Raw genomic sequence first — 12,219 nt, 5'->3', positions numbered from 1 at the left:
AGGGCAGTACAGATAGCGATACACGTGAATTGGGCTCGGCTGGGGGAGAATGGCGAGATGCCCGAGGGTGACACCGTCTGGAACACCGCCCGCGTACTGACCCGCGCGCTGGCCGGCACCCGGCTCACCGGCACCGACTTCCGGGTACCCCGGCTGGCCACCACCGATCTCACCGGATGGCGGGTGGACGAGTGCGCCAGCCGCGGCAAACACCTGCTGCTCCGGCTGGCGGATCCGACCGGCGCGGACGGCTGGACCCTGCACTCGCACCTACGGATGGACGGCACCTGGCGGACGTACGCCCCCGGGGAGCGGTGGAGCGCCCGACCGGCGCACCTGATCCGGGTGGTGCTGCGCGCACCGACCGCGACCGCCGTCGGCTACCACCTGCACGACGTGGCCCTGGTACCGACCACCGAGGAGGACCGGCTCGTCGGCCACCTCGGCCCCGACCTGCTCGGCCCGGACTGGGATCCGGCCGAGGCCGCGCGCCGGCTGGCCGAACACCCCGAGGAGACCATCGCGGAGGCCCTGCTCGACCAGCGCAACCTGGCCGGCGTCGGCAACATCTACAAGTGCGAGGTGCTGTTCCTGCGCGGGATCCACCCCCGGACGCGCGTGCGGGAGGTGCCCGACCTGCCCGGCCTGGCCGCCCTGGCCCACGACCTGCTGGCCGCCAACCGGGGCCGGTGGGCCCAGAGCACCACCGGCTCGCTACGCCGCGGGCAGACCAGCTACGTCTACGGGCGGCGCGCCCAGCCCTGCCGCCGCTGCGGCACCGCCATCCGTAGGGAGGAACTCGGCGAGCGGGTCACCTACTGGTGTCCGCGCTGCCAGCCCGCCGCCGGGCCGGCCTGACCGTCCGACCAGGACGGCCCGGCCCACCTGGGCCAACACCCGATCGGCACGACACCCGCCCGACGCGACAGCCGGCCGGGGTGGCGTCCGACCGGGGTGGCGCGGGCCGACACGCCGAATGAGCAGCAGATTGACACGATTGGGTACTTCCTTAACCGGCCCGTCACGTCGCATGCTGCGGTTGAGCGCTCACGGATTGTCAACACAGTGCGCCGAGGTCCACCACGTCGGGGTGGTGGCCGGCACGCCCCGATCACCGGGAGAGCCATGGCCGTGTTCCGCAGACTCCGGTCGACCTGGCTCGACCGGGCCGCCCACACCGACCAGCCGGGCGTGCCCGCGGCCGTCCCCGACGCCCGAACCGACCCGGACCCGCCGGACACCGCCAGCAGCACCCCCGGCGACGACACCGCCAGCAACGCCCCCGGCGACGGCACCGCCACCACCGGCCGGATCGGCACGGCCGGCCGCCGGGGCGGCATCAGCACGACCGGCCACGCCGGCACCGCCACCCCGGCCAGCCTGGATCCGACCGAGACCCCCCGCTGCTTCGGCTCGGTACCCAACCACGCGTACAGCCCGCTGCCGGTCCTCGACGCCAGCGGGACCGTGCTGGCCGGCACCGGGATCCGCAAGTTCGTCGACCCGCTGCCCGGCCTCGGCGCCCTGGGTCGTACGCCGCTCGGCGCCCACCTGCCGGTCGCGGTACCCGACACCATCACCCATCCGGGCTGCGACTACTACGAGATCGGCCTACAGGAGTACACCCAGCGGCTGCACCGGGACCTGCCGGCGACCCGGTTGCGCGGCTACCGGCAGCTGAACCTGGGCACCGACGGCGACGGGCACAACACGGTCGTCCCGCCGCCGCACGCCTGGCACCTCGGCCCGGTCGTGCTGGCCCGCCGGGGCCGGCCGGTACGGATCAAGTTCATCAACCAGCTGCCCACCGGCCCGGCCGGCGACCTCTTCCTGCCGGTGGACGCGACCGTGCCCGGCGCCGGTGCGGGCCCGCTCGGCGGCCCGGCACCGTACCCGCAGAACCGGGCGGTGCTGCACCTCAGCGGCGCGGCCACCGGCTGGATCAGCGCCGGCAACCCCGGCCAGTGGATCACGCCCGCCGGTGAGATCACGCCCTACCCGACCGGGGTGGAGCTGAGCCACGTACCGGACATGGCGCACCCCGGCCAGGGCGCCACCACGCTGTACTACCCGAACGAGCAGAGCGGCCGGCTGCTCTGGTTCCACGACAACACGCTCGGGCTGTCCCGGCTGACCGTCTACTCCGGACAGGTGGGGCTCTACCTGCTCGGCGACGAGGCGGAGGAGCGGCTGGTCGCCGACGCGGTACTCCCCGCCGACCAGCTGCCCCTGGTCTTCGAGGACAAGACCTTCGTACCGGACGACGCGCAGCTCGCCGCCCAGGACCCCACCTGGGACCGGGACCGCTGGGGCACCCGGGGCAGCTTCTGGCACCCGCACGTCTACCAGCCCCGGCAGAACCCGTACCGGCCGGACGGCGGCAACCCCACCGGCCGGTGGGACTACGGCCCGTGGTCGCGTACCGTGGCCGCCGCCGACGGTTCACCCGCGGCAGCGGTACCGAATCCGCGCCACGACCCGGACGCCGACCCGGACGAGCCGCCGGAGGTACCCGGCGTGCCGCACCCCAGCGCCGTGCCCGCCGTGTACGGCGACACCGTGCTGGTCAACGGCGCCGCCTACCCGTACCTGGAGGTCGAACCCCGGGTGTACCGGTGGCGGATCCTGAACGCCTGCACCGACCGGTGGCTGAACCTGCAGCTGTACCGGGCCGGCTCCGACGCACCGATGTGGACGCCGCAGGGTCGGCTGTCCGACGCCGACGCCGGTGAGGTCCCGATGGTCGACGCCGTCGCGGCACCCGGCCGACCGGCCGACTGGCCCACCGACGGGCGGCCCGGTGGCGTGCCCGACCCGGACGCCCGCGGACCCGAACTGATCCGGATCGGCAACGAGTGCGGGCTGTTGCCGGCCCCCGTGGTGGTCCCCAACCGGCCGGTCGGCTTCCGGTACGACCGCCGCGATCCGACCGTGCTCACCATCGACGGACACGCGCTGCTGCTGGCCCCCGGGGAACGCGCCGACGTGCTGGTGGACTTCGCCACCGTCGCACCGGGCAGCACGCTGCTGCTCTACAACGACTGTCCCGCCCCGTTCCCCGCCTTCGACCCCCGCTACGACCTGCACAGCGCCGCGCCGGACCAGACCGCCGGGGGTGGCGCGCCGCCGGCCGTGCCCGGGTACGGCCCGAACACCCGCACCCTGATGCAGCTGCGGGTGGTCGGCACCCCGGCCGAGCCGTACGACCTGGACCGGCTGCGCCAACGCCTGCCCGGCGCGTACGCGACCAGTCAACGTCCGCCGATCGTGCCCGAGCCCGCGTACGACCCCTGCTTCGGCACGGTCACCGCCGGTCCGACCCGGATCCCGGTGCACGCCACGGCTGTCGAGTTCGTCCCGGCCGGCGCCGCCGCGCCGGTGACCCTGCCGCTGACCGTGAAGGCGGTACGGCAGGTCTTCGAGCCGGAACACGGCCGACTCACCGGTCGACTCGGGGTGGTGCACCCGCACGCCGGGCCGCGCGCCGAGGACGTGCTCGCGCTCGGGCCGACCGACCCGGCCACCGAGGTCCTGCACGTCAGCGACCCGGCCGTGCCGGTCGGTGCGCCCGGCGACGGCACCCAACTGTGGCGGGTACGCGGCACCGGACGGCAGAGCCACCCGATCCGCTTCGAAGGGTTGGACGTCCAGGTGGTCGGGCGGGTCGCCCGGGACGGCACGATCCGGGCGCCGCATCCGGGCGAGTCCGGCTGGAAGCAGATCGTCCGGGTCGACCCGGCCGAGGACGTGATCCTGGCGCTACGACCGGAGGCGCCGCCGCTCCCGTTCAAGATCGGCGACAGCGTACGGCTGCTCGACCCGGCCCGACCAGCCGGCGTACGCATCGGCTCCACCCCGGTCAGTCCGCTCGACGGACGGCCGGCGGCGGTGACCAACCAGCTGGTCAACCAGGGCTGGGAGTACCGCTGGTCGAGCGCCGCGGCCGGCGACCGCGACCAGGGCATGAGCCGGCCCCTGGTGGTGCGCGTGTCGCCCCGGGCACCCAGCGGCCTGAACGCCACCCCCGCGCCCGGTTCGGCGACCGCCCTACCGGCGATCAACCTGACCTGGACCGGCAACGGCAGCCACCCCCCGGCCACCAGCCAGCTGTTGCAGCGCGCCACCGACCCCACGTTCACCGGCGGGCTGACCGAGATCACCGTGGCGGCCACGGCGACCCGGTACACCGACGCCACGATCACCCCGGGCGTCACGTACCACTACCGCATCCGCGCCGAGAACGCGGCGAGCTGCTCCGCCTGGTCGAACAGTGTCCCCGCCGCGGTGCAGCTCGCCGCACCGACCGGACTGGCCGCGACCATCCCGCCGGCCGCGCCGCTGCGGGTCGCGCTGCGCTGGGCCAACCGCTCCTTCGCCACCGGCATCGACGTGCAGCGGGCCACCAACCCGACCTTCACCAGCGGGCCGGGCACCACCGCCATCGGTGTCGGCGACCACCACCTCGACCCGGCGGTCGCCCCCGACACCACGTACTACTACCGGGTCCGCACCACCTACCTGGGTGCCGCCTCGCCCTGGTCGACGGTGGCCACGGTGACCACCCCACCGACCCCCGGCGTACCGACCTCGGTCAGCGTGGCCACCAGCGCACCCGGCCCGGACACCGCGACCGTGGTGTTGGGCTGGGCGGCCAGCACCCCGGCCGGTCAGGGCGCCGGGTTCACCGTGGAACGGGCCCTCGACGCCGCCTTCACCCGGGAACCGGCCACCTTCACCGTCACCGGCCGGGGCTTCACCAACACCGGGCTGGCCCGGGGTGTCACGTACCACTACCGGATCCGCTCGTTCAACGTGGTCGGCGCCTCCCCCTTCACCGGCCCCGTCCCCGTCACCACCCCGGACTGATCAGGTTGACCGTCACCACAGGCCCCGACGCGTTGCCGCACTCGCTCACGCGAGACCTTGGACAGTTTCCGTTAGCTGCTAACGGAAACTGTCCAAGATCCCTGGCCTTCTCCCACTACGGGAGACCTTAGGAGTTACCGTGCCGCCGCAGCGTGAGCATCACACCCGCCCACTGAACGTGGGCGGGCGGGGTCAGCGGGTGGGGGCGGGGCGGCCACGGAGTTCGGACAGGGCCGAGGCGAAGCCGTGCAGCAGGTCGGTGGCCTCCGTCAGGCGGGCGGCGGCCGGGTGTTCGACCTCCGGGCGGTACTCCTCGGCGAGGTAGCCGGCAGCGGCCACCACCAGCCGCTCGTACGCCGCCACGCCCGCCTCCAGCTGGCCGGTCAGCGCCTGGTGCGCATCCGCCAGCGGGCCGCGCGCGTCCGCCGGGGCGAGCTGCACGGCCCGTTCCACGCTGGCCACCCGGTCCGCCAGCTCCCGCAATGACTGCTCGGCGGTCGCCGCCTCCGCCACGGCCGGCTCGGCGAGGCCGGTCAGCCGGCCGGACATCGACGCCATCGTCGCGGCGGCCCGGTCCAGCCGTTCCCACGGCCGCGCGGCGCTGGTGCCGCGCAGCGCACCACGGGAGCGGGCCCGGCGCACCTCGGCCACCACGCCCGCGCCGACCGGCAGCCGCTCCACGGCGGCGACCAGCCGGGCCCGGTTGCGGGCGGCGGCCTGGGCCGGGTCGAGAGCGGGCGGGGCCGGTTGGGCGGCCAGCGCCCGCAGGTCGGCCCAACGCCAGCCGGCCAGCGCCGTGGCGGCGCCCGCGGCGGCGGCCCAGAAGGCGTCGGCCAGCCCGATACCCGCGTACGGCGTCAGGATGACGGTGGCGCCGCCGAGCCCACCGGCCAGTACGCTCCACCGCCGGGCGGAGCGGCGTAGCTTGCCCAGCCGGCGGAAGTAGCGGGTGCGCTCGTCTGCGGCCACCGTCGCCTCCTCGATCCTCCGGTCAGCCGGCGGCGCTCGCGTCGCCGGTGCCCCGGTCCCGGTTCATGTTGGCCCGGATCTCGTCCAGCCGGGCGACACCCGGGTCGGCGGCCGCCGGCTGCGCGCCGCCGACCGCGCCGCGCCCGGCGGCGCCGCCCAGCTGCTCGCCGGCCATGCTGGCGCGGATCTGGTCCAGCCGGGCCGAACCGGCCACGTCGAGCGTGGCCTTCTGGATCTCCAGCATCCGCCCCTCGGCGGAGTTGCCGGCCAGCTCGGCACGGCCCATCGCGGTGGCGTAGCGGCGCTCGATGCGGTCGCGGACCTCGTCCAGGCTCGGCGTGGTGCCCGGCGCGGTGAGCGCGGACATCGACTCCAGCGAGGCGGCCACCGTCTCCTGCATCTTGGCCTGCTCCAGCTGGCTGAGCAGCTTGGCGCGCTCGGCGAGCTTCTGCTGGAGGATCATCGAGTTGTTCTCCACCGCCCGGCGGGCCTGGCCGGCCGCGGCGAGCGCCTGGTCGTGCAGGGTCTTCAGGTCCTCGGCGCCCTGCTCGGCGGAGACCAGTTGGGAGGCCAAGGTCTGCGCGGACTGCTCGTAGCGCCCGGCCTCCGCCTCGTCGCCCTTGGCCCGGGCCTGGTCGGCGAGGACCAGCGCCTGCCGGGCGTTGGACTGCAACCGCTCGACGTCGGACATCTGCCGGGACAGCTTCATCTCCAGCTGCCGTTGGTTGCCGATCACCGCGGCGGCCTGCTGGACGAGCGCCTGGTGCTGCCGGTGCGCCTCGTCGATGGCCTGCTGGAGCTGCACCTTGGGATCGGCATGCTCGTCGATTCGGGCGCCGAAGAGCGCCATCAGGTACTTCCAACCCTTGACGAACGGGTTAGCCATCTCCGCGGTATCCCCTCAGTAACGTCGCTGCGCCAGCCCTCACGTCGGGTGGCCCAGCTCGGCCACCGACGATGGTGGGTCCATCGTCCCAGCCGACCACCAGTACGGCATCCGTACCGGCGACGAGGGGACGTCCGCGATCAACCCTACGCGGCGGTCGCCACCCGAGACCATCGGCCGACGGGCCCGAGCGGCCACGGCACACTCAGGCGGCGCAGACCACATCCCGGTCGGCGCGCTCGGCGGACCGGACCCGGGTGCTGCGCAGGGTCGCCTTGAGCGGGGACTCCTGGTGCACCGAGACGGCCACACCGTCGCCGCTGACCTGGCGTACGCCCCGGCCGGTGGCCTTGGCGACCGCGGCACCGGCGCCCACCGGCGTCGGCTCGGCCGGCTCGTCCTGCACCGGCACCAGCACGCCCGGCAACTGCTCGGCGAGCGCCACGGTGTCACTCACCTCACGCAACAGCTCGGAGAGGCGGGCGCCCAACGCGTCGCAGATCGCGGCGAGCAGTTCGCTGGAGGGTTCCTTCTGGCCGCGTTCGATCTCGGACAGGTAGCCCAGGCTGACGTTGGCGGCCGACGAGACCTCACGCAGCGTGCGGTGCTGCCCCTGCCGGCGCGCCCGTAGTGCGTCACCGATCACCCGGCGTAGCAGGACCATCGCACCTCCCCTGAGGGACACGGTTCGCCCGGCCGTGCGGCCCGGCGGCGGCACCGGCTCCGTCGCCGGAGCCTTCCCGCAACCGTACCCGGTGCGAGCCGCCACGACATCCCGCCCCGCCCGGCTACTCCGCCGCGCGGGTACCGCGCCCGACCCCCGTGCCGGTCCGCACGTGCTCGGTGAGCAGCCGCAGCGCCTCGGTCACGCTGGCACCCCGGATCTGGTCCCGCCCACCGTCGAGGTCCAGTTGGCGCACCTCGGTACCGTCCGGACCGGCCACCGCGACGAAGACCAGCCCGACCGGCTTGCCGTCCTGCGGCTGCGGGCCGGCCACCCCGGTGGTGGCCAGGCCCCAGTCGGCCCCGCAACGGCGCCGGCCACCCTCGGCGAGCGCCGCCGCCACATCGGCGTCGACCGGCCCGCGCTCGGCCAGCAACGCTGCCGGTACGCCGGCCAGGTGCTCCTTCAACTCGGTCGCGTACACCACCAGCCCGCCCCGGTAGACGACGCTCGCCCCGGCGATCTCCACGATCGTGGCGGCGAGCAGCCCTCCGGTCAGCGACTCGACGGTGGCCACCGTCTCCCGCCGCTCGGTGAGGCGGTGCACCACCCCGGCCGCCGCGCTGCCCATGGCTCCTTCGGCTTCTCTGACACCCACGTCTGGCATCCTTCCCGACCGGGCCGGGTTCTACTCGCGCGGCGCCCGGACGCGGTGAACCCGGTGGCGGTGCACTCCGCTGGCGGCGCGCTCAGCCACGCGTCCTGCGCAGCCGCAGCGCCTGGGCGACGTAGTCGAAGCCGGTGGCGACGGTCACCACGACCGCGGCGGCCATGATCCAGGGACCGACCACGGCCAACGCGACCGGCATCGGCCACAGGTACCAGGTGATGGCGATGATCTGCAGGGCGGTCTTGACCTTGCCGCCTCGACTGGCGGCGATCACCCCGCGCCGGATCACCCAGAAGCGCAGCGCGGTGATGCCCAGCTCACGGGCGAGGATGAGCAGCGTCACCCACCACGGCAACCGGTCGTACCAGGACAGCAGGAGCAGGGCCGCGCCGGTGAGCGCCTTGTCGGCGATCGGGTCGGCCACCTTGCCGACGGCGGTGACCAGCGAGAACCGGCGGGCGATCCAGCCGTCCACCAGATCCGTCACCGAGGCGACGGCGAAGATCACGCAGGCGGTGACCTGCCAGCCGGGGCGCGTCATGCCGGAGACGGCGACCGAGGCCGCGAAGACCGGCACCAGCATCAGCCGCAGCGCGGTCAGCGCGTTGGCGGCGTTCAGCACCGGTACCCGGGCCACCACCGGCGTCGGCGTCGACCCCGTCGCGCCGGTCATCGGCCCCCGCTCGGGCAGCACACCGGACAACTCCCCCGCCTCGTCCTGGCCCGCGGTCACCGTACCGCGCCGGGCGCCGCCGAGATCATCTCCTCCGGTACGGCGACCAGGTCGACGCCCTCGGTGCCGGTCACCGTGGCGCGGACCAGGTCACCCGGGCGCAGCGCGGCCAGGTCGACCCCGCCGCCGTCCGGCGCGACCAGGGTGGTCGAGCCGTCCACCTCCGGCGCCTGGTGCGCGGCCCGCCCCTCGACGACGCCGCCGTCGACCGAGTCGACAAGCACCTCGACCGTCGAGCCGAGCCGGTCCTCGGCGCGCTGCGAACACAGCTCGTCGGCGAGGGCGCTGAGCTTGTCGTACCGGCGCTTGACGGTGGCCGCGGAGACCTTGCCGGCCAGCCCGGCGGCCTCGGTGCCGTCCTCGTCGCTGTAGTCGAAGACGCCGATCGCGTCGAGCCGGGCCGCGGTGAGGAACCGGACCAGTTCGTCGACGTCGGCCCGGGTCTCACCGGGGAAGCCGACGATGAAGTTGCTCCGCGCCCCGGCCTCCGGCGCCAACGCCCGCGCGGCGGCGAGCAGCTCCAGGAACCGGTCGGTGGAGCCGAAACGCCGCATCCGGCGCAACACCGGCTCACTGGAGTGCTGGAACGACAGGTCGAAGTAGGCCGCCACGCCCGGCGTGGTGGCGATCGCCTCGACCAGACCCGGCCGGGTCTCGGCCGGCTGGAGGTAGCTGGCCCGGACCCGGACGATGCCGTCGATCGCGGCGAGCTGCGGGAGCAGCTTCTCCAACGCCCGGGGGTCACCGAGATCCTTGCCGTACGAGGTGGAGTTCTCGCTGACCAGGACCAGCTCGCGGACGCCGGTCTTGGCCAGCCACTCGGCCTCGGCGAGCAACTCGTCCGGGGTGCGGGAGACGAAGGCGCCCCGGAAGGCGGGGATGGCGCAGAACGCGCAGCGCCGGTCGCAGCCGCTGGCCAGCTTCAGCGAGGCGACCGGACCGCTGTCGAGCCGGCGACGCAGCACCGTCCGCAGGTGCGCGGGGGTGTGCTCGTCGACGTCGGCGGCGCGGCCGTGGCCGGGCAGCGACACCGTGCTGTCCCGGCGGGCGACCGGGGTCAGCGGCAGCAGCTCCCGCCGGTCCCGGGGGGTGTGCGCGGTGAACTCGCGGCCTTCGACCACCGCGTCCAGCCGGGCGGCGATCTGCGGGTAGTCGTCGAAGCTGAGCACCGCCTGGGCCTCGGGCAGGCTGTCGGCCAGCTGCCGGCCGTACCGCTCGGCCATGCAGCCGGCGGCGACCACCTTGGCGCCGGTGTCGGCGGCGGCCAGCAACGTCTGGATGGAGTCCTGCTTGGCCTTCTCCACGAAGCCGCAGGTGTTGACCACCACCACGTCGGCGCCCTCGCCGTCGGTGGTCACCTGCCAGCCGTCGGCGTGCAGGCGGGCGGCCAGTTCCTCCGAGTCGACCTCGTTTCGGGCGCAGCCCAGGGTCAGCAGGGCGACCCGTCGGCCGTCGGCCGACGGCTGCGCCAGGTCGTGGTCCGGCGCCGGGTGCGCCGAGCTGGAGCCGGAAGGAGAGGTGGCAGACACCATCCGAGGGTACCGGGCCGCCGCGGCCGGCTCGGCGGGGCGGCCGCCGCCACACCGGCAGCCGGACCCGGCACGGCGGGTGGCGGCCCGGGTCAGCCGGCGGCGGCCGGGGCGAGGGTGCGGACCAGGTGGTCGAGGAGGAAGACCTCGGTGCCGGCCAGGCCGACCGAACAGAAGACCGAGAGCTGGTCCGCGTCGGTGCGGCCGGACGCCGCGCCGGCCAGCACCGCGCCCAGGTCACGCAGTCGTGCGGCGTACGGCGGTTCGGCGGCCAGCATCGGCGGGAGGTACGCCCCGGCCTGCGCCGGTGAGTCGGTGACCAGCACGGCGGCGGCGTCCAGCAGGTCGCTGCCGAACTCGGCGCGGCCCCGCTGTTTGAACCCGACCGCGTTCAGGTGGGTGCCCGGGGCCAGGTCGGCGGCGGTCAGCACCGGCGTCGGGCTGGTGGTGGCGAGCACCACCACGTCCCGGTCGCGTACCGCCGCCCGGGCGCTGTCCACGGCCCGGGCGCCGAGGCCGAGTTCGGCGCGGATCCGGGCGGCGAACGCCTCCCGGCGGGCCGCCGAGCGGCTGTACACGGTCACCTCGCGCAGCGGGCGCACGGCGGCGGTCGCCCAGACCTGGGTCCAGGCCTGACCGCCGCAGCCGATCACGCCGAGGGTGGCCGATTCCGGGCGGGCGAGGGCATCCACCGCGACCCCGCCCAGCCCGCCGGTACGCCGGGAGCCCAGCTCCTCCCCCACGGCCACCGCCCGCACCGCGCCGGTGCCCGCGTCGTGCAGCACCACCAGCTGTTCGGCCTCCGGGTGCCCGAAGGTGTCGTACGACCGATACCCGTACCACTGCCCGACCAACTGCCCGGCGGTGAGCACCAGCCGGCCGCCGGCCAGCGGTGCGGCGGTCCGCGGCGGTGCCACCAGCCGCCCCTGGTACGCGGCCAGCAACGCCTGACGCATCGCCGCCACCGTGGTCGCGGCGTCCAGGGTGGCGGAGACCTCCGGGTCGGAGACGAGCAGCGTCATGTCTCCATCGTGCAAGGTGAAGCGAGGTTGAGGTCCACTCGGGGTGATCGGGCTCACCCGCCTGCGGCGCCCGGCGCGGTGCTACGGTCGGCCCCGGTGGCCCGCGTGGCCATCCCGGACGAGTCGTGGGCGTACCCGGTCAGGCCAAGACGCCCCGTGGCTGGACCCGACTCGTCCCGGCGCCCCGGTGGCCCGGGCGGCCCCGAGAGGTGACCCGATGGCCTGGATCGTGCTGGTGCTCTCCGGACTGCTGGAGACGGCGTGGGCGGTCGCCCTGGACCGCAGCGCCGGCTTCACCCGACCCCTGCCCTCCGCCGTCTTCGCGGTCACGCTGGTGCTGAGCATGGCCGGCCTGGCGTACGCGCTACGGGAGATCCCGGTCGGCACCGGCTACGCGATCTGGGTGGGCATCGGTGCGACCGGCACCGCCCTGGTGGGGATGCTCGCGCTGGGCGAGTCGGCCAGCCTGCCCCGGATCCTGTGCCTGCTGCTGGTCGTCGCCGGGGTGGTCGGCCTGAAGATCTACCACTGACCGCCGCCGGGCAGCAGGTGCTTGGCGAGTCTCCGCAGTGGGTAGAGATCGGACGCCAGAGGCAGACTCACCATCCGGAGGCAGACATGGCCACCAGCACCGCCCGCTCGACCAGTGCCGCTCGCATCTGCACCATCGTGGGCTTCGTGTGCGCGGTACTCGCGCTGCTACTCAACCCGATCCTCTTCGGAGTGATCGGCCTGGTCCTCGGCGTCGTCGGCGCGGTGCTCGGCGACAAGCCGCTGGGCTGGTACGCCGCTGGCGCCAACGTGGTCGCCATGCTGCTCAGCATGCTGATCCTGAGCGCGCTCTGAGCACGCCCGACCAAGGGCCCGTCACCTGCGGTGG

The 12,219-nt window shown here is 74.6% G+C and carries 11 protein-coding genes and 1 riboswitch; of the genes, 4 read left to right on the top strand and 7 right to left on the bottom strand.

Features of this window, described 5'->3' with window-relative positions; genetic code table 11:
• Positions 1-57 precede the first annotated feature (57 nt).
• Together D2L64_RS04125 and D2L64_RS04120 are read left to right on the top strand one after the other, a co-directional pair.
• Positions 58-858: a DNA-formamidopyrimidine glycosylase family protein gene (locus D2L64_RS04125; RefSeq protein ID WP_119573258.1), complete on the top strand. Its 801-nt coding sequence runs from the start codon at positions 58-60 to the stop codon at positions 856-858.
• 267 nt (positions 859-1,125) lie between these two features.
• Positions 1,126-4,866 (top strand): hypothetical protein, encoded by a 3,741-nt coding sequence (locus D2L64_RS04120; RefSeq protein WP_119573256.1) that lies wholly within the window; start codon positions 1,126-1,128, stop codon positions 4,864-4,866.
• 192 nt (positions 4,867-5,058) lie between these two features.
• Here D2L64_RS04120 and pspM read toward each other — a convergent pair whose 3' ends face one another.
• From pspM to D2L64_RS04085, 7 genes are all read right to left on the bottom strand, one after another.
• A complete protein-coding gene (pspM, locus tag D2L64_RS04115; RefSeq protein ID WP_119573254.1) occupies positions 5,059-5,835 on the bottom strand; it encodes a phage shock envelope stress response protein PspM in 777 nt (258 codons plus the stop codon).
• A gap of 22 nt (positions 5,836-5,857) precedes the next feature.
• Entirely contained in the window at positions 5,858-6,721 is an 864-nt protein-coding gene (locus D2L64_RS04110) for a PspA/IM30 family protein (protein ID WP_119573252.1), read from the bottom strand.
• A gap of 205 nt (positions 6,722-6,926) precedes the next feature.
• Entirely contained in the window at positions 6,927-7,385 is a 459-nt protein-coding gene (locus tag D2L64_RS04105; protein ID WP_119573250.1) for a helix-turn-helix domain-containing protein, read from the bottom strand.
• Positions 7,386-7,509: 124 nt separating this feature from the next.
• Positions 7,510-8,016 carry a CinA family protein gene (locus tag D2L64_RS04100; RefSeq protein WP_119573248.1) on the bottom strand — a complete coding sequence of 169 codons (507 nt, stop codon included), beginning with the start codon at positions 8,014-8,016 and terminating at the stop codon, positions 7,510-7,512.
• 118 nt (positions 8,017-8,134) lie between these two features.
• Complete coding sequence (gene pgsA / locus D2L64_RS04095) at positions 8,135-8,728, bottom strand: CDP-diacylglycerol--glycerol-3-phosphate 3-phosphatidyltransferase (protein ID WP_119573470.1); 594 nt, start codon at positions 8,726-8,728, stop codon at positions 8,135-8,137.
• A 56-nt stretch (positions 8,729-8,784) separates the two neighbouring features.
• Positions 8,785-10,320, bottom strand: coding sequence for a 30S ribosomal protein S12 methylthiotransferase RimO (rimO, locus tag D2L64_RS04090; RefSeq protein ID WP_233558748.1), 1,536 nt, complete (start codon positions 10,318-10,320; stop codon positions 8,785-8,787).
• A gap of 89 nt (positions 10,321-10,409) precedes the next feature.
• On the bottom strand, positions 10,410-11,339 hold the full coding sequence (locus tag D2L64_RS04085; RefSeq protein ID WP_119573245.1) for an ornithine cyclodeaminase family protein: 930 nt from the start codon (positions 11,337-11,339) through the stop codon (positions 10,410-10,412).
• A 92-nt stretch (positions 11,340-11,431) separates the two neighbouring features.
• Positions 11,432-11,498: riboswitch (guanidine-III (ykkC-III) riboswitch) on the top strand.
• 58 nt (positions 11,499-11,556) lie between these two features.
• Between D2L64_RS04085 and D2L64_RS04080 the strand changes: the two genes are divergently transcribed.
• Both D2L64_RS04080 and D2L64_RS04075 read left to right on the top strand, forming a co-directional pair.
• Complete coding sequence (locus tag D2L64_RS04080; RefSeq protein ID WP_119573243.1) at positions 11,557-11,871, top strand: DMT family transporter; 315 nt, start codon at positions 11,557-11,559, stop codon at positions 11,869-11,871.
• Between the two features lie 86 nt (positions 11,872-11,957).
• Positions 11,958-12,185, top strand: a complete 228-nt coding sequence (locus D2L64_RS04075; protein ID WP_119573241.1) for a hypothetical protein — start codon at positions 11,958-11,960, stop codon at positions 12,183-12,185.
• Positions 12,186-12,219: the final 34 nt, after the last annotated feature.

This window comes from Micromonospora radicis (genome assembly GCF_003583405.1).
Taxonomy (GTDB): domain Bacteria; phylum Actinomycetota; class Actinomycetes; order Mycobacteriales; family Micromonosporaceae; genus Micromonospora; species Micromonospora radicis.
This window is presented reverse-complemented; position numbering and strand designations above follow the sequence as displayed.